Source organism: Ruegeria sp. CH11, from assembly GCF_056537105.1.
In genome coordinates this window covers 173658-189669 of sequence record NZ_JBQFQX010000002.1, presented here as the reverse complement: position 1 = coordinate 189669, position 16012 = coordinate 173658, and the positions used below count along the sequence as shown (strand labels likewise).

Sequence of the window (16012 nt, the reverse complement as noted above, 5' to 3'; positions counted from 1 at the left end):
GAGGGGCCAGATCGCCCGGCCCCAATCGTTACTGTTTCACAACGTTGATGAATGCCGTTTCATCATCCAGCGCGAGGCTGGTATCCAGCGTCACGTGATGGAATCTGGCGGCGGCAAAATCGTCGTGGATGGCAAAACCCACGGTGTAGGTCTGGCCCGGCTCAAGTGGTACATCGCCAGGTGCGCCCGAATTCAGCGGACGGGCGAAGGTAACGGTCCACACACCACCTGCCAGTTCGGCCGAGGCGGCGATCTCTCCGTCATTGACCACACGCTGCTCTAACAGATACCCATTGGTGGCGCTGCCATCTGCGTAGACCCGCATCAGGTCCAGATAGGTGCCATCGGTCAGGTATTGCTGGATCTGATCAGCAGACTGCAACTTATCCCATCCGCCCAGCGGCTTGCCGCGCCGGCCTTTGACCTCAACGTCTGTGCGGCTTTCACTGATGTATTTGGTCACCGTGTCCGGGGCGATCAGGCGGTCTGAAACATCACCATTGGCGGCAATCGCATCCGCGCCCGGATCAAAGGGCATAAAGCTGTTATCCGCATGACACGACGCCCAGCAGCCGACCTGATCACCCAGTTCGATACCGGAACCGGTGATCATCATCGCCACCTTGATCTGGTTGTCCGGGTCCATTTTGCCGCCATCGACAAAGGGCGCAGGGCTGTGACCGGTATCCGGCCATTGCAGGCGCACATACAGGTTTTCATCATCATGTGCCGCCTGAACCGTTGCATCGATCACCCCGCGCTTGCCGGGGATTGGTGTGGGTTCAAGCTCACCACCAGCAACGATCTTGTTTCCGATCGTGTCCAGTTCTTTGGCGTGACAAGTTGTGCATTGGTCACCGCCTTTGGTCAGGGGGCGTGCGCCACCGTGGAATTTGCCATTCTGCACCCACTCGAACGAGGCCTGACCGGGGTAGAACAGCTTTAGATCAGCACCGGGAACCGCCGCCCAGTCAATGCCCGTACCAACATCGCCGCCGCCTGCGGCTGCTGCGGTATCGTCACCTGCCGCTTTGGCGCGCTCTTCTGCGACTGCTGCATCAACGGCTGCCGCGATCTGAGCCTGAACGGAGTCCAGCTGCGCCTGTTTCGCGTCTTTCTCTGCCTCGGCCTCGGCGGCCTCTTTGGCCTCGACACGTTCCAGGCTCGCCAGATACTCGGCCGGGATCTCACGGATAAAGGCGGGGTTCGGCGCTTCAAGTTCTTCCAGATACTCTTCGTCGGCCCGGTCCCGTGCATCCGAGTGCGCTATACCTTTGTGGCAGTCTATGCAGGTCTGGCCGACCGTCATTGCGTTCAGGTGCTGCTGACGTGCGCGGGGTTTCTGGAATTCGGGCATCATCGATTCAAAATCGTGACAGTTTCGGCATTCGCGCGAGTCGGTGGCTTTCATCCGTTCCCATTCGTTCATGGCCAGATGTACGCGTTTGGCCTCGAATTTCTCGCGCGTGTTGATCGAGCCGACCATCTTGCCATACAGCTCTTTCGACGCCTTGACCTTGCGGATGATCTTGTGGGTCCAGTCCTTGGGTACGTGGCAATCCGAACAGACCGCACCCACGCCCGACCGGTTCACGTCATGGATCGTGCCGGTGTATTCCTCATAAACGAAATCGCGCATTTCGTGGCACGAGACGCAGAATTCCTTGGTATTGGTCGCTTCCATAGCGGTGTTGAACCCGCCCCAGAAGATGATGCCAGCGGCAAAGGCCGCAGCGATACCGGCCACGGGCATTCCCCACAGGAAATACCGGCGCCAGATCGGTTTTTTCTTTTCCGGTTCCGAGGTCATATCCGGGCTCCGTTTTGGCTGTCTTGACTGGCCCGGCGTGTGAGGCCGGTGCGATTGGCTGAGGGGGAAACCAAGAAAGGGCGGGCGAGGGGCCCGCCCTTTCCGGTTTCGGCTGCGAACCCGTCAGGTGACGTGGTTCGAACGGTTGTAGACGTTGAACTTGCCGGTCGGCGCGAACAAACCTTTCACGCGACCGATTTCTTCCAGCGTCTTGGCGTCGAAGATCACGATCTCACCATTGGGCTCTTTCGAAGTCGAGCGGTTCCACTTGGAAACCCAGACCTCGGATCCGTCCTGGTTGAACTCGAAGTGGACAGCGACATTGCCTTCCTCTTCGGTGATCTGGATCGTTTTCGCGATCTCACCGGTGGCCTTGTCGATGACCTGCACCGATTGCTGGACCTCAGGCTCGGGGTGCTTGGTCTGGTCGGCCCAGATGTAGTCCGATTCCGGGTGTGTTCGGATGAACAGACCGGGACCATCGGTTTCGACCTCGTAGCAGGTCTGCCATGCCTGATCCGGATGACCTTCGGGGTCGTTGCCCCATACGGTGACCGTGCCTTCGCCCAGGTGGGTTGTACCCGCCACCGGTCCGCAATTGGGGTCGTCCCAGTTCGCACCCGGGCCGGGGTGCGGCAGCGGCGCGGTGTCGATCATGGCCTCCAGCTTGTGGGTCTCGGTATCGACCACGACCATCTTGTTCGATGCGTTCGCCGCGATCTGGAAGTAACGACCGGTTGGGTCGAAGAACCCGTCATGCAGGAACTTGGCGCTGTCGATCTTGTCGATCCGCAGATTGTCCAGGTCGGAGTAATCCACCTGCCACAGCTGGCCGAGCTCTTTGACGGCGACAATCCAAGTGGGTTCGTTCGGAGTGGTATAAATTGCGGCCACGCGGGCTTCTTCCACATAGTCCCCGTCCACGTTGTAACCACGGGTCGAGACAACCTTTTTCGGTTCCATTGTTGCGGCATCAACGATGGCGAAATGCGGCGGCCAATAGGCCCCACCGATCACGTATTTGCCATCACCCGATACGGCCACATCGCGGGCGTCGTAACCAATAGTAACCTCGGCCACCAGCATGTTCTCGGGGTTCTGCCACAGGTCGATCTTGGTCATCTTGCCGTCGCGACCCATGGTGTACCAGAAGCGGCCCGGGTTTTCCGGCTCTTCCAGCTTGTGGTGTTCCGAGGCTTTCAGAACGTGCACTGCATAACCGGTCGGGATATGCGCCAGCACTTCCTTGGTGTCACCGTCGATTACGGCCACCTTGCCCACGTCACGTTCGATCACCACAAAGAAATTTTCCCAGTTTCGGCCATGCAGAGGCTCGGTCGGGTAATCCTCGGGCTCAACATAGACCTTGCGGGTCGCCATCATCTGCTCAAGCGACATCTCGGGCGGTGTGGGCGGTTCCATCTGGATATAGGTCGCCATATCGCGGATCTGGTCCTCGGACATCACATCCGAGAAGTTGTTCATCCCGCCTTCGGTGCCCCAGGCGATGATTTTCTCAAGTCGATCCTGACCCAGTTTCAGGGTCCCGGACTCGGTAACGGTGCCGTCGGCATTCTTGGTTTTCACCAACGGTTCCAGGCTTTTACCCGTCGCACCCTTGCGCAGTACGCCGTGGCAACCGGCGCAGCGTTCGAAATACAGTTGTTTTGAAGACTCAAAGGCTTCTTCGCTAAGTGTCGGCCCTTCTGCAAATGTTGGCGCGGCAACGCTGCCCAGCAGCATCGCCAAACCGACCCCGAAGGCGCGGCCAGTTTTATTGTAGCTGATTCCAAGTGACATGATCACTCTCCGTTTGCTGGTGAGGCAGGTCCAAGGGTGAGACAGCGCGCAGGTCCGCTCCTTGACGAAAGTCAACGCTGGGGGTTCAAATCGTCAGCAAAGACGGAAAAACCAGCCGATTGGAGGGTCAAGAAAACCTGTGTTTTTGACGCATATTTTTTGACCCGTTTGATTTTGGTTAAGTCGCACCGGTGAGGGCGTAGCTAGGACTGGGAAAACACCCAAGGAGAGCAGTCATGCCCGCATTGATCGCCCGCGTATTAGGTGAGGGGTTCCGAGTCTTCTTTCTGTTAGCAGGCGTGTATGGCTTGTTTGTCGGGCTGGTTTGGGGCTTGTGGCTGACGGTGCCCTATCTGATCCCGGATTACGGTATGACGCCGCCAATGTGGCACGCGCACGAGATGATCTTTGGCTATGCTTCGGCTGCGCTTGGCGGGTTCTTTCTGACCGCAGTTCCCAACTGGACCGGCACGCCGGATGCGCGTGCGCGGTTCATAGCGCTAGTCGCGGGCATTTGGTTGCTGGGGCGAATGGCAATGTGGTTCTCCGGGGTACTGCCTCCGGTTCTGGTCGCTGTGCTTGATCTGGCGTTTGTGCCGATTCTGGCGGCGAAAATCGCGACCCAGTTGATCCGTCGTCCCAAACCGCAGAATCTGGTATTTCTGCTGCTGCTCAGCTTGATCTGGATCGCCAATCTTCTGACGCATCTGGAGTGGATCGGGCTTTCCGGTGAAACGCTCGACACCGGTCTGCGCGTTGGGTTGCTGACCTTGTGTTCAATGATTGCGATACTCGGCGGGCGTATCACACCAGCCTTTACCCGCAATGCGATGAAGCGCGCAGGCGCGCCGGAAGAGGCCTGGCCGGTCTCCGTCGTAACGCTTGACAGGGCAGGGATGGTCATTGCCCTGATCCTGCCACTCAGCGCGCTGCTTTTCGGCATCAATCCAGTGACCGGAGCGTTTGCCCTGATCCTTGGTATTGCGCAGATCCTGCGCATGGCGCGGTGGCGTTTGGGATGGGCGTGGCGTCAGCCGATACTCATTGCCTTGCACATAGGGCTTCTGATGCTGGCCATTGGCCTGATCCTTTGGGGCCTGTCGCTGCTGGGTATCGGCAATGAGATCGCCGCGCTGCATGTGCTGGGCATCGGTTGCGTCGGAGGCATGACCCTGGCGGTCATGAGTCGAGCAGCACTGGGCCATAGCGGCCGCGCGTTGGTTGCACCGGGGCCGATGGCGCTGGCATATGGTTTGATGGCGGCGGCGGCCATGACACGATGGATCGGCGCGGGGCTGAGCACGGGATACCTGCCCGCGATGCTGATGTCGGTCGCGCTTTGGGTCGCAGCGTTTGCGCTTTACCTCATTTCCATGTGGCCCGCCCTGGCCGGGCCGAAGGTCGCCAAAGCAGGCTGATCCGGCTTCATGCCCATAGTCTTGACTTTCGTTAAGGAGAGATGCCGGTCCAGCCGCCATTCTGTCCAGACTAGCTAATCTGCGCAAAGGAGAGCGCGATGCGAGAAGTCATGACAAAGAGCATGGCTCGCAACATTTTCTATGGCGGGTCCCTGTTCTTCATTCTCATCTTTCTGGCCCTGTCGGCCCATTCGCACCTGTACATCATAAATTCGGAAAACGCCGCAAAGCTTGATGAGAGTGTTGTGCGGGGCAAGCACGTCTGGGAGAAACACGCCTGTATCAACTGTCATACCATCCTTGGTGAAGGTGCTTACTTCGCCCCCGAAGTTGGCAATGTGATGACCCGGTGGGGCGTGCTGGACGACCCGGATTCAGCTTTTGAAGCGCTCAAAGGCTGGATGGAGGCACAACCGACCGGCGTTCCCGGTCGCCGACAGATGCCCAATTTCAACCTCAGTGACGAAGAAATTCGTGATCTGACCAACTTCCTGATCTGGACGGACAATATCGACGCTCAGGACTGGCCGCCCAACGAGGCAGGCTGAGAAGGGGAACGGAGCAATGAAATACGAATCCCAAAAAATTGCCTACGCTTACTTTGCGGTGGCCATGGCCCTGTTCGCGATACAGGTGATCGGTGGCCTGCTGGCCGGTCTGATCTATGTATCGCCCAATTTCCTGAGCGAGCTTCTGCCGTTCAACATCGTGCGGATGCTGCACACCAACTCTTTGATCGTCTGGTTGATCCTTGGTTTCTTTGGGGCGGCCTATTTCCTGATCCCGGAAGAGGCCGAGCGCGAAATTCATTCGCCCAAACTGGCCTATTTGCAGCTGATCATCCTTGTGGTCGGCACGCTGGGTGTGGTTGTGACCTATGTGTTCAACCTGTTCGAAGGCAACTGGCTGCTGGGCAAAGAGGGGCGCGAGTTCCTTGAGCAACCCAAATGGGTCAAGGCGGGCATCGTCGTGGCCGCACTGATCTTTCTTTACAACGTGTCGATGACCGTTCTGAAGGGCAAGAAGACCGCGATCACCAACATCCTTCTGTTGGGCCTTTGGGGTCTGGCGCTGTTGTTCCTGTTTGCGTTCTACAACCCGGGCAACCTGTCCTTGGACAAGCAATACTGGTGGTACGTTGTCCACCTGTGGGTAGAAGGCGTGTGGGAGCTGATCATGGCCTCGATCCTGGCCTATCTGATGCTCAAGCTGACCGGTGTTGACCGCGAGGTGGTCGAGAAATGGCTCTATGTCATCGTCGCCGCTGCGCTGTTCTCAGGCATTCTTGGTACAGGGCACCACTATTACTGGATCGGCACGCCTGCCTACTGGCAGTGGATCGGTTCAATCTTCTCGAGCCTCGAAGTGATCCCGTTCTTCGCGATGATGGCGTTTGCCTTCGTCATGGTCTGGAAAGGCCGTCGTGACCACCCGAACAAAGCCGCGCTGCTGTGGTCGCTGGGTTGTGCCACGCTGGCCTTCTTCGGTGCCGGTGTCTGGGGCTTTCTGCACACGCTGCACGGGGTGAATTACTATACCCACGGCACGCAGATCACTGCTGCCCACGGCCACCTGGCCTTTTACGGTGCCTATGTCTGCCTCAACCTGGCGATCTTCAGCTATGCGATGCCGATCCTGAAAAACCGTGATCCATATAATCAGGTGCTGAACATGGGTTCGTTCTGGCTGATGAGCAGCGGCATGGTCTTCATGACCTTCGTCCTGACCTTCGGTGGGACCGTGCAGACGCATATGCAGCGTGTCGTAGGCGACTACTTCATGGACGTGCAGGACCAGATTGCAATCTTCTACTGGATGCGTCTCGGCTCTGGTGTCGTTGTGGTCCTTGGCGCGCTCTTGTTCATCTACTCGATCTGGGTGCCTCGGAAAGAAGTCATCGAGTCTGGCGTTGCCGAAACCCCTGCGGAGTGATGAATATGGACGGCTCAATGAAAATGACTGAGGGGGCGGCAAATGCCCCCTTTTACCTCGCCCAGGGCGATGAATGCGATGTGTTCTGCGCCGCCTGCACAAATGACCTGCCGGTTCTGCTGAAAGGCCCGACAGGCTGCGGCAAGACCCGCTTTGTGGCCCATATGGCCGCGCAGCTTGGTCGCCCGCTTTACACCGTGGCCTGCCACGACGATTTGGCCGCCGCCGATCTGATCGGGCGCTATCTGCTGAAGGGCGGGGAAACCGTCTGGGTCGATGGCCCTCTGACCCGTGCTGTGCGCGAAGGCGCGATCTGCTACCTTGATGAGGTGGTCGAGGCCCGCAAGGACGTCACCGTCGTGCTGCACCCGCTGACCGACGACAGACGCATCCTGCCGATCGACCGCACCGGTGAAGAGCTTGAGGCCGCACCCGGCTTCATGCTGGTGGCATCCTACAACCCCGGCTACCAGAACATCCTGAAAACCCTGAAACCCTCGACCCGGCAGCGTTTTATCTCGCTGGAATTCGACTTCCCATCGCCCGAGATGGAGGCCGAAGTCGTCGCGCAGGAAAGCGGTCTGCCGCTGGAACGCTGCAAGCCGCTGATCCGGCTGGCGAACAAGCTACGCGGGCTCAAGGGTCAGGATCTTGAGGAAGGCGTCTCCACTCGTCTGGTCGTCTATGCCGCGACGCTAATTGCACAGGGCATGTCCACCGACCGCGCCATCCTTGCCGCCATGATTGAACCTCTGACGGATGATGAGGACACAAAACGCGGGCTCCTCGATCTTGTCACGGCTGTCTTTGGGTGAGGCCGGCCGATGGTCAGGATCGATTTTGAGCCATGGGAGCCCGAAGAAACGATCGGGAAACTGTGGCACACCCTTGCCAGCCGCCTTGATGCACCCCAGGTGCATGATGGAGCCGCGGTCGACCTCTCGCAGGTCGCGGGGCGGCTGGCCGTCCTCTTCCGAGGACTTGGGGGTAGCCCGGGCGTTGAATTGCGCCCGGTCTCACCCGAGATTTCACGCCACCGATTGGGTTGGCGCCGCCGTCTGGGGACCGAGGCGGAGCTGATGCCGCGCGCCTCTTTCGATGGTGAGGTCCTGCGCCTGCCGGAACGGCTGGCCGTGTTCCCCGCGCGCGAAGCCAACGGTGCGCTGTATGTCTGGCTGGCAGCCGCCGCCGCCCATGCCGGTGCACGAGTTGACGAAGATGACCCAATGCGTGCCGACCTGCGCGCGCTGATCGCGGCGCAGAGCATGGTCGAGGCGACGTTGGACGACGCACCCGGTCTGCGTCCGCTTTACACCGAGCTTTGCAAAGGCGTACTGCATCACCGCGACATCCCGGGACTACCGCCGTTTGAGGCTGCGGTTGAAGAACTTGTTCGTCACATGCTGGGAGACCCTGCACCGCTGTCGGGCCGAGCTGAACAGATGTTGACGCTGGACGACGACCTTATCGCGCCCCGTGGCTATCAACGGATGCGCCCGGTCCCCCTGTGGCCCGAATTGCGCGCCGTCGGGTTCTCGGAACATAACGAGGTCGAAAACCCTGATACCGAAGGTCCACCCGAAGAATCCGGAGAGAAAACCCACCGCGCTCGCCGCCGTAAATCGGATCAGGCGAACCGCAGCGACAGTTTCATCCTGCATAAATTCGAGGCGATCCTCAGCTGGGCCGAGTTTCTCAACATCAACCGCCGCATTGATGATGACGATCCCGACAATGCCAAAAAGGCGGCCGACGATCAGGAAGAGATCGGGCTGGGCCAAATCTCGAAAGCGCCGCCCACCAAGCTGAAACTGCATCTGGACCTTGCGCCCGAGGATGTGAATCGCGAGCGTCTTTCGGGCCGCATCCTCTATCCCGAATGGGATGTGCGTACGGGGCAGTACTTGCCGGATCACGTCAACGTCTTGCTGTCGGATGCCGATATCCGCGAAGACTCGGCTGAGTTCGGCAAAGACCCGGCCACCGCCCGCCGCATCCGTGCCGTCAAACGCCAGTTCGAGGCGCTGCGCCCAGGTCGGGTGATGACGCGTGGCCATCTGGATGGCGACCAATTGGACATTGAAGCTGCTGTCCGGGCGCAGGTAGACCGCTCTGCCAATGGGGAAGGCACCGAACGCATCTGGTTGCAATCCCGTCCTGAAGCCCGCGATCTGGCCGTGTCGATCCTGCTGGATATCAGCCGGTCCACCGAAAGCGCTGTCACAGGCCGTGCAGTGATCGACATCGAGCGCGAGGCTCTGGCCGCTTTGGCGTGGGGCCTGAACGCCTGCGGAGACGATTTCGCCATCCACGCCTTCAGTTCGCTGAAACGCCAGCGCGTCTATGTGCAGCGCTGCAAGCGGTTTGATGAGCCGATGGGGGCTAAGGTTGAACAACGCATCGCCTCGTTGCGGCCGGGTCACTATACCCGCCTTGGGGCCGCGATCCGCCATTGCTCGGCTGATTTGGCCGAACAGTCCCGAAAGCGCCGTTTGCTTCTGGTCATCACCGATGGCAAGCCCAACGATCTGGACCACTACGAAGGCCGCCACGGCATCGAGGATACGCGGCAAGCCGTGCGCGAAGCGCGCCGCGCCGGGCAATCGGTCTTTGGCATTACCATCGACAAAGCGGGCAAAAGCTGGTTCCCGCGCATGTTCGGGCAGGGCGGCTTTGCTGTTATCCCCGACCCGCACCGTTTGACTATGGCGCTGCCCCAGATCTACCGGCAATTGGTCGGCGCATGAGCGACGAACTTAGCTGAGGTTGCTGAGCGGAGTGCTGACGATTGCGGAGCTATCGGTCTTTTGTGCGGGTCTGATCACCAGGATGGGCAAACGCCTGCCTGATCTGTAAAAAAGCCGCCCCAAAGTGGGGCGGCAGTCTGCAAAGCAAAGGGGTGCTTTGATTACTGAGCAGCCATCGGCATCCGCGCAATCTGACAGCGCTGCCACAACGCCGACAATGCGCCAACCAGATGGTCGATATCCTCATCCGTATGGACCGGAGACGGCGTGATCCGCAGGCGTTCAGTTCCTTTCGGAACGGTCGGATAGTTGATCGGCTGGATATAGATGCCGAATTCCTCAAGCAGCGTGTCCGAGATGAATTTGCATTTCACCGGATCGCCGACCATCACCGGGATGATGTGACTTGGGTTCGGCAGATGTGGAATGCCTTCGGCATCCAATCTGTCGCGTACCTGCGCCACGCGGGCCTTTTGCAGATCGCGTTCGGCGTTTGATTGTTTCAGATGCCGGATCGAGGCCGCCGCGCCTGCCGCAACCGACGGGGGCAGGGCGGTCGTAAAGATGAACCCGCTCGCGAAGCTGCGCACAAAATCACACAGCGCGGCAGAAGCGGCGATATAGCCGCCAACAACACCAAAGGCTTTACCCAGCGTGCCTTCAATGACCGTCAATCGGTCCATCAGGTTTTCGCGTTCAGCGATGCCACCACCACGCGGGCCATAAAGCCCAACGGCGTGCACCTCATCCAAATAGGTCATCGCGCCGTATTTGTCGGCCAGATCGCAAATCTCTTTGATCGGAGCGATATCGCCGTCCATCGAATAGACCGATTCAAAGGCGATCATCTTGGGCAATTCGGGATCGGCTGCGGCCAGTTTCGCCTCAAGATCATCCAGATCATTGTGCTTCCAGATCACCTTCTGCGCCCGCGAATGGCGAATGCCCTCGATCATGGACGCATGGTTCAGGGCGTCCGAAAACACGATCAGACCGGGGATTTTTGCCGCCAGCGTTCCCAGCGCCGCCCAGTTCGATACGTAACCGGATGTAAAGAGCAGGGCAGCTTCCTTGCTGTGCAGATCGGCCAGTTCAGTCTCAAGCAGCACGTGGTCATGGGTGGTGCCTGAAATGTTACGCGTCCCACCTGCACCCGCGCCGCAGCGATCCAGTGCATCATGCATCGCGCCAAGCACCGCAGGGTGCTGGCCCATGCCCAGATAGTCGTTCGAACACCAGATCCGCACGTCTCGTTGTACCGCCCCATCGGTTTGGCGCGCATTGGGGAACGCGCCGCGACGCCGTTGAAGGTCAATAAAGACGCGATAGTTTCCTTCGTCTCGCAATGCGTCGAGGCTTTTGCTGAAAAATCGCTCGAAATCCATCTGAGATGCTCCCTGGACACCTGGCTTTGATCTCAGACTATGGGGTGGATCGGAGGTGATACATGACAATAGTCAAGCCGCACTTTCGGAAAAGACTGGTGCGTTTTGGCTCTGCCTGTCATAGCGTTGCCAAGTGGAACGGACCGGTCAGAAATACCGGAAAAGGAAAGGGGCCCCCTGCGTGGCACATGAAACTCAGAAGGCGGTCGCGCGACAATCCTTGTTGCTGCGAAGCTTGCCGGAACAGCATGTCGACACATTGCTGAGCCACGCAATCTGGCGCACCTACGACCGGGGCGAGACGATCTTTCTTCAGGAAGAAGAGGCCAAGGCCGTGCACGTCGTGCTTGCGGGTTGGGTCAAACTGTTTCGCATGTCGCCAACCGGCGCCGAAGCCGTCGTCAGCGTTTTCACCCGTGGCGAGAGTTTTGGCGAAGCCGTCGCTCTGCGCAACGTTCCATACCCGGTCTCAGCCGAAGCGGTGTCGTCCTGCGATGTCATGCACATTCCCAGCCCAATACTATTGTCGCTGATGAAGGAAGACCCTGAAATAGGTGTTTCGATCCTAGCAGCCACTTTTACCCATCTGCACGCGCTGGTTGCTCAGTTAGAACAGCTCAAGGCGCAAACCGGTGCGCAGCGGGTCGCGGAATTCCTGCTGAACCTTTGCGAAACCAAAGCGGGCGCATGTGATGTCGAGCTGCCTTACGATAAAATGCTGATAGCCGGCCGCTTGGGCATGAAACCCGAAAGCCTGAGCCGGGCTTTCTCGCGGTTGAAGCCTGTTGGCGTCAAGATCAGCCGGAACCTTGCAGAGATCTCCGACATCGAAACCTTGCGCGATTATGCCGAAAGCGACCCGTCGGAAAAGTGGCACTAGACCCGATTTGTCGCTGTTTGACCAAGCTCAAACGTAAGCAAAAACGCACCCAGAAAGCTTAGTCGCGACAACACGCTCTAGGTGCTCTTTGTCCGTTCGGCTCCGATGGAACCAGCTCTGGTCGCGGCGCAGAGCTTATCTGCCGATTGGTCGAAATTTGGCCAATTGCCGATCTTGTTGGATCACTGCACGGCAAACGAAACCGTCACTCTCGTGCGCTTTCTTTTTGTATCCTGAACGGACAAGCGCATCTTGTGCCGACCAACAGGTAACTCGGCCGAACGCGCGACAAGGCGTGACCCGTTGACCGAAGCGTGCTTCATTATCCGTTCGGTAACATTAATCCAGGCTGGGCCCACTCGATAGTCGATCCGTATGGAAGACAAATCAACTGCGGCATCCCCCCTGGGACTAATGTTCACATCAATGTCGACGGGTGAGCGCACGACGTCCCTCTTCGGCGAATTGAATTGAACTACGGGACCATCTGATTGAGTGATCGTCAGTCCACGGTTTGGTGGTTCGACAACATTGGGTTGGATTTCGAGTTTCGCCAGTTCGGAAGGGGTCAGAAGGTCGAAAGACTCCGGCTCTTGCTTTTGAGGAATGAGAACCCATGCGCCGATGGCAAGCACAAGCAGAACAGAGCAAATCGACAACACTCTCGTACGAGACACAATCACCACCACCTGATTACCAAACTGACACTTAGAGTAACACACTGAGGGAATTTCCCCAATTTGAGCGCAGCTATTTGACCACCCGGAACCCGATTGATCATTTCCCATGATCGAGAACAGGCACAGAGGATGGCGCCATGGGCCGAGGCTTGAGGTTTGGAATGAAGCGACAGCGGAGTCGTCCCTGTATTAGTCAATAAGGTCGACGGAAGCAGTATTTGGGTGGGGACTTTTCTAAGTTGTTGACTTTATTTGGAGGCGAGTACCGGAATCGAACCGGTGTACACGGATTTGCAATCCAGAAAGAACGGACGCGAAAACAAAGGTTTAAGGGTGCAAAACACCCCCTGACAAAGAGTGAACAAAAAGCGAAAGTTTCAAAGCCAAATTCGCCGGTTCAAAACGAAAAAGGCCCCGTCACAGCGGCAACTGTGAACCGGGGCCAAATAGAAAAAGCCTGTCAGCTTTCGAAGTACGTTAGCATGATCCACTACCGCTTCGCAAACGCTCAGTCGGCTTTTTCGCGACCTCTGACCGGAGAGGTGGCCCAATGAGCTGGCGCATCGCAAACGAATGCGCAGAGCGTCGCTTTGGCAGTGCCGCGCGCAAACAGATCATCATGTTTCTCGCAGACAAGGCGAGCGATGACGGTTCGGGCATCTGGTGTTCCAAGGGGACGATCCAGCGCCACACAGAGCTCAGCGAGAGCACGGTCAAGCGCACTATCATCGACTTCCTGCGGGAAGGCATTCTGATCGAGACTGGGCGGCGGCAGTGTAAGAACGGCTACACCGTTATTTACCGCATCGTTCTGGAACGCGTGGCCGCGCTTGAGCCCACGGCTGAGCCCGACATTGAGACGGGGGTCACTGTGAACCCCGTCCAGCCTGAACCCGGTACGGGGTCCACGGTGAACGGGGTACGGGGTTCACGGTGGACCCCAAACCATCCTAAAACCATCCATAAACCACCTACGCGCAGGCGCGAGGCGGAGGAGGAGGTTGAAGATCTTGAAGCTGAGAAGATCTTGGCGGCCTATCCAGAAGACAGGATCCGAGACCGGCGGACCAGTCTGCTTTTGATCGCGGCAGCTGTGAAGGCCGGGGTGAAGCCCGATGACCTGCTTCAGGCGGTCAAAGCCTATGCCAAGGAAAGCGAGGGCTACACGCGCAGCAAGGTCTGTTTCTCGGACAATTGGTTCAAGATGCGCCGATGGGAGAAGGGGCTCGCCCAGATACAGGCCGATCGCGAGAAGGCGCGAGAGGCCGAAGCCAAAGGGCGCGCCAGCCTTGCCGAATGGATCCACGAGCGCCATCCCCTGTGCCGCCACATCACAAACCGGCAGATTGAGGATTTGATTGCGTCAAAGTTGGTGACGCCTGAGCAAGTTCGAGCTGCAGGGCTGCAGGCATAAGTGCGGCTCGATTGTTACGCCATGGCGCAAAAAGTAGATATTTACGTTGCAGCGTAATTTGTTTTAATTTACGCTGTGCCGTAAAAGGAGCCACACCATGGACCTCACAGCACGAACGGCCGAGCAGATCGGCGAGGCACTTCGCCGGACGCGCAAAGCGCGCGGCTGGACCCAAAGCGACATCAGCGCGCGTACGAATTTGCGCGTCGCGACGATTTCGTCGCTGGAAAACGGTGACGCGGGAACCAAGCTCGCAACGGTGCTCGCTGTCATGGCGGCACTTGGGCTTGAGTTCCGATTGGTGGAGCGCTGCGGTTCGCTTGAAATTGAGGATATCTTCTGATGGCCAAACGCGGGCGTAGCGGTACGATGCAGGTGCTTCTGAATGGAAGGCTGGTTGGGGCTTTGCGTCTCGCGGGTTCGGGCGCAATCAGCTTCACTTATGATCCGGATTGGTTGGCGTGGGAACATGCCATGCCCATCTCGCTGTCCCTGCCTTTGCGCGAAGAGGCGCACCAAGGCGGCCCTGTCATTGCCTACCTGGAAAACCTGCTGCCGGACAATCAGGCGATACGTGAACGCGTTGCCGCTCGTGTGCGTGCTGGCGGCACGGACGCATGGCACATGCTGGAGAAGATCGGACGCGATTGCGTGGGAGCCTTACAGTTCGTTTCGGGTGAGGTTCCCGAGGTTGGTTCACTCGAGGGGGAGCCCGTATCCGAGGCACAGATTGCGGATATGTTGCGCAACCTCGCGAGCGCTCCGCTCGGCCTGGATGAGGAAGACGACTTTCGCATTTCTATCGCAGGGGCACAGGAGAAAACAGCGCTGTTGCGCCATGAAGGCACGTGGATCCGTCCATCGGGACTTACCCCCACAACCCATATCCTCAAGACCCAGCTTGGTGTCCTGCCTGCAGGGATCGATTTGTCCGACAGCGTCGAGAACGAGTATTTCTGCATGAGCTTTTGCCGTGCCATGGGCATGGATGTCGCGGAGGTCGAGATTGCCGACTTTGAAGACGTGCGGAGCCTTGTCGTGACGCGGTTTGATCGGCGCTGGACCAAAGATGGCCGCTTGATCCGCCTCCCGCAGGAAGACTTTTGCCAGGCGCTCACAGTTCCACCCAGTCAGAAATATCAAATGGATGGCGGGCCGGGGATCACCGAAGGGATCGGGTTGCTGACTGGCAGTGATGACCCTGAGGCGGATCAGCGCGTGTTTTTCCGCGCGCAGGTGCTGTTTTGGCTTTTGGGAGCAACCGACGGGCACGCCAAGAACTTCAGCATTGCATTGCGTCCTGGCGGGTTCCGTATGACCCCGCTTTATGATGTGTTGAGTGCCCAAAAAGCGGTGGATGACGGTCAAATTCGCCAGAACCGGATGCGCCTCGCGATGGCGGTCGACGGTCACTACCGGATCAACGAGGTGGTGCCGCGCCATTTCCTTCAGGCTGCAAAGGCGGCTGGCTACGGTGTGGCGCTGGCGGAAGAAGTCTTGTCGGGCATCGCGGCGGAGCTTGAACCCGCCTTGGACAAGACACTCGCAGACTTGCCGGATGGGTTTCCACAGCCATTGGTGGAAGTTATTGTTGCTGGAGTACGACGTCGGGCGGCTGCCTTTCATGCCGTATGATCCGCAGATCATATTTCCGCTTTATGATCGGTAGATCATATTGGCTTCGAGCAATCTGCAGTCCCGATGCAGATCTTGAAACTTCCTATGCCAGTTTTGATCGGCTAGCTCAGAGACGGATAGCCAAGCTCAGATCCTCTACGCCGCGTTTCTGATTGCTGAACATAAGCGGGCAACCGTGTCAGACGCGGAGCAAGCACCGCTCCAACAAGAAAATTCCCCTGCGCCAGCGCATTCCTCGCGAGGCAATTATCCCGCTGACATCCCCTTGGTGCCCGCTTTGGCCATGTTCATCGAAACACTCAAAGTGA

General features: G+C 58.4%; 13 protein-coding genes. 9 read left to right on the top strand and 4 right to left on the bottom strand.

The annotated features are described in order from the left end of the window. Positions 1-28: 28 nt before the first annotated feature. The gene (locus tag ACR0LX_RS04830; protein ID WP_480782747.1) at positions 29-1810 is read right to left on the bottom strand and encodes a NapC/NirT family cytochrome c; all 1782 of its coding nucleotides are present in this window, start codon (positions 1808-1810) and stop codon (positions 29-31) included. Between the two features lie 123 nt (positions 1811-1933). Next, positions 1934-3610 (bottom strand): cytochrome D1 domain-containing protein, encoded by a 1677-nt coding sequence (locus tag ACR0LX_RS04825; protein ID WP_480782746.1) that lies wholly within the window; start codon positions 3608-3610, stop codon positions 1934-1936. Positions 3611-3846: 236 nt separating this feature from the next. On the opposite strand from ACR0LX_RS04825, the gene ACR0LX_RS04820 reads away from it, so the two are divergent. From ACR0LX_RS04820 to ACR0LX_RS04800, 5 genes are all read left to right on the top strand, one after another. Beyond that, positions 3847-5028, top strand: coding sequence for an NnrS family protein (locus ACR0LX_RS04820; RefSeq protein ID WP_480782745.1), 1182 nt, complete (start codon positions 3847-3849; stop codon positions 5026-5028). 98 nt (positions 5029-5126) lie between these two features. Then, the gene (locus ACR0LX_RS04815) at positions 5127-5576 is read left to right on the top strand and encodes a c-type cytochrome (RefSeq protein WP_480782744.1); all 450 of its coding nucleotides are present in this window, start codon (positions 5127-5129) and stop codon (positions 5574-5576) included. Between the two features lie 16 nt (positions 5577-5592). Beyond that, positions 5593-6960, top strand: a complete 1368-nt coding sequence (locus tag ACR0LX_RS04810; protein ID WP_480782743.1) for a cbb3-type cytochrome c oxidase subunit I — start codon at positions 5593-5595, stop codon at positions 6958-6960. Then, the gene (locus ACR0LX_RS04805) at positions 6960-7775 is read left to right on the top strand and encodes an AAA family ATPase (RefSeq protein ID WP_480782742.1); all 816 of its coding nucleotides are present in this window, start codon (positions 6960-6962) and stop codon (positions 7773-7775) included. Before ACR0LX_RS04810 ends, ACR0LX_RS04805 begins: the two co-directional genes overlap by 1 nt. A 9-nt stretch (positions 7776-7784) precedes the next feature. Continuing rightward, the gene (locus tag ACR0LX_RS04800; protein WP_480782741.1) at positions 7785-9707 is read left to right on the top strand and encodes a nitric oxide reductase activation protein NorD; all 1923 of its coding nucleotides are present in this window, start codon (positions 7785-7787) and stop codon (positions 9705-9707) included. Between the two features lie 161 nt (positions 9708-9868). On the opposite strand, the gene hemA is transcribed toward ACR0LX_RS04800, so the two are convergent. After that, positions 9869-11092, bottom strand: coding sequence for a 5-aminolevulinate synthase (hemA, locus tag ACR0LX_RS04795; RefSeq protein WP_480782740.1), 1224 nt, complete (start codon positions 11090-11092; stop codon positions 9869-9871). Positions 11093-11273: 181 nt separating this feature from the next. On the opposite strand from hemA, the gene ACR0LX_RS04790 reads away from it, so the two are divergent. Next, complete coding sequence (locus ACR0LX_RS04790; protein WP_480570776.1) at positions 11274-11972, top strand: Crp/Fnr family transcriptional regulator; 699 nt, start codon at positions 11274-11276, stop codon at positions 11970-11972. 182 nt (positions 11973-12154) lie between these two features. Here ACR0LX_RS04790 and ACR0LX_RS04785 read toward each other — a convergent pair whose 3' ends face one another. Further along, on the bottom strand, positions 12155-12649 hold the full coding sequence (locus ACR0LX_RS04785) for a hypothetical protein (RefSeq protein WP_480782739.1): 495 nt from the start codon (positions 12647-12649) through the stop codon (positions 12155-12157). A 553-nt stretch (positions 12650-13202) separates the two neighbouring features. On the opposite strand from ACR0LX_RS04785, the gene ACR0LX_RS04780 reads away from it, so the two are divergent. The 3 genes from ACR0LX_RS04780 (at position 13203) to ACR0LX_RS04770 (ending at position 15701) form a co-directional block, all read left to right on the top strand. Continuing rightward, entirely contained in the window at positions 13203-14066 is an 864-nt protein-coding gene (locus tag ACR0LX_RS04780) for a hypothetical protein (protein ID WP_170609991.1), read from the top strand. A gap of 97 nt (positions 14067-14163) precedes the next feature. Then, a complete protein-coding gene (locus ACR0LX_RS04775) occupies positions 14164-14409 on the top strand; it encodes a helix-turn-helix domain-containing protein (RefSeq protein WP_170609993.1) in 246 nt (81 codons plus the stop codon). Then, positions 14409-15701 (top strand): type II toxin-antitoxin system HipA family toxin, encoded by a 1293-nt coding sequence (locus tag ACR0LX_RS04770; protein WP_170609995.1) that lies wholly within the window; start codon positions 14409-14411, stop codon positions 15699-15701. Before ACR0LX_RS04775 ends, ACR0LX_RS04770 begins: the two co-directional genes overlap by 1 nt. Positions 15702-16012: the final 311 nt, after the last annotated feature.

Bases quoted from the DNA above. Each gene is read 5' to 3' on its own strand.
- ACR0LX_RS04830 (WP_480782747.1), bottom strand. From the start codon at position 1,810: ATGACCTCGGAACCGGAAAAGAAAAAACCGATCTGGCGCCGGTATTTC.
- ACR0LX_RS04825 (WP_480782746.1), bottom strand. From the start codon at position 3,610: ATGTCACTTGGAATCAGCTACAATAAAACTGGCCGCGCCTTCGGGGTC.
- ACR0LX_RS04820 (WP_480782745.1), top strand. From the start codon at position 3,847: ATGCCCGCATTGATCGCCCGCGTATTAGGTGAGGGGTTCCGAGTCTTC.
- ACR0LX_RS04815 (WP_480782744.1), top strand. From the start codon at position 5,127: ATGCGAGAAGTCATGACAAAGAGCATGGCTCGCAACATTTTCTATGGC.
- ACR0LX_RS04810 (WP_480782743.1), top strand. From the start codon at position 5,593: ATGAAATACGAATCCCAAAAAATTGCCTACGCTTACTTTGCGGTGGCC.
- ACR0LX_RS04805 (WP_480782742.1), top strand. From the start codon at position 6,960: ATGAATATGGACGGCTCAATGAAAATGACTGAGGGGGCGGCAAATGCC.
- ACR0LX_RS04800 (WP_480782741.1), top strand. From the start codon at position 7,785: ATGGTCAGGATCGATTTTGAGCCATGGGAGCCCGAAGAAACGATCGGG.
- hemA (WP_480782740.1), bottom strand. From the start codon at position 11,092: ATGGATTTCGAGCGATTTTTCAGCAAAAGCCTCGACGCATTGCGAGAC.
- ACR0LX_RS04780 (WP_170609991.1), top strand. From the start codon at position 13,203: ATGAGCTGGCGCATCGCAAACGAATGCGCAGAGCGTCGCTTTGGCAGT.
- ACR0LX_RS04775 (WP_170609993.1), top strand. From the start codon at position 14,164: ATGGACCTCACAGCACGAACGGCCGAGCAGATCGGCGAGGCACTTCGC.
- ACR0LX_RS04770 (WP_170609995.1), top strand. From the start codon at position 14,409: ATGGCCAAACGCGGGCGTAGCGGTACGATGCAGGTGCTTCTGAATGGA.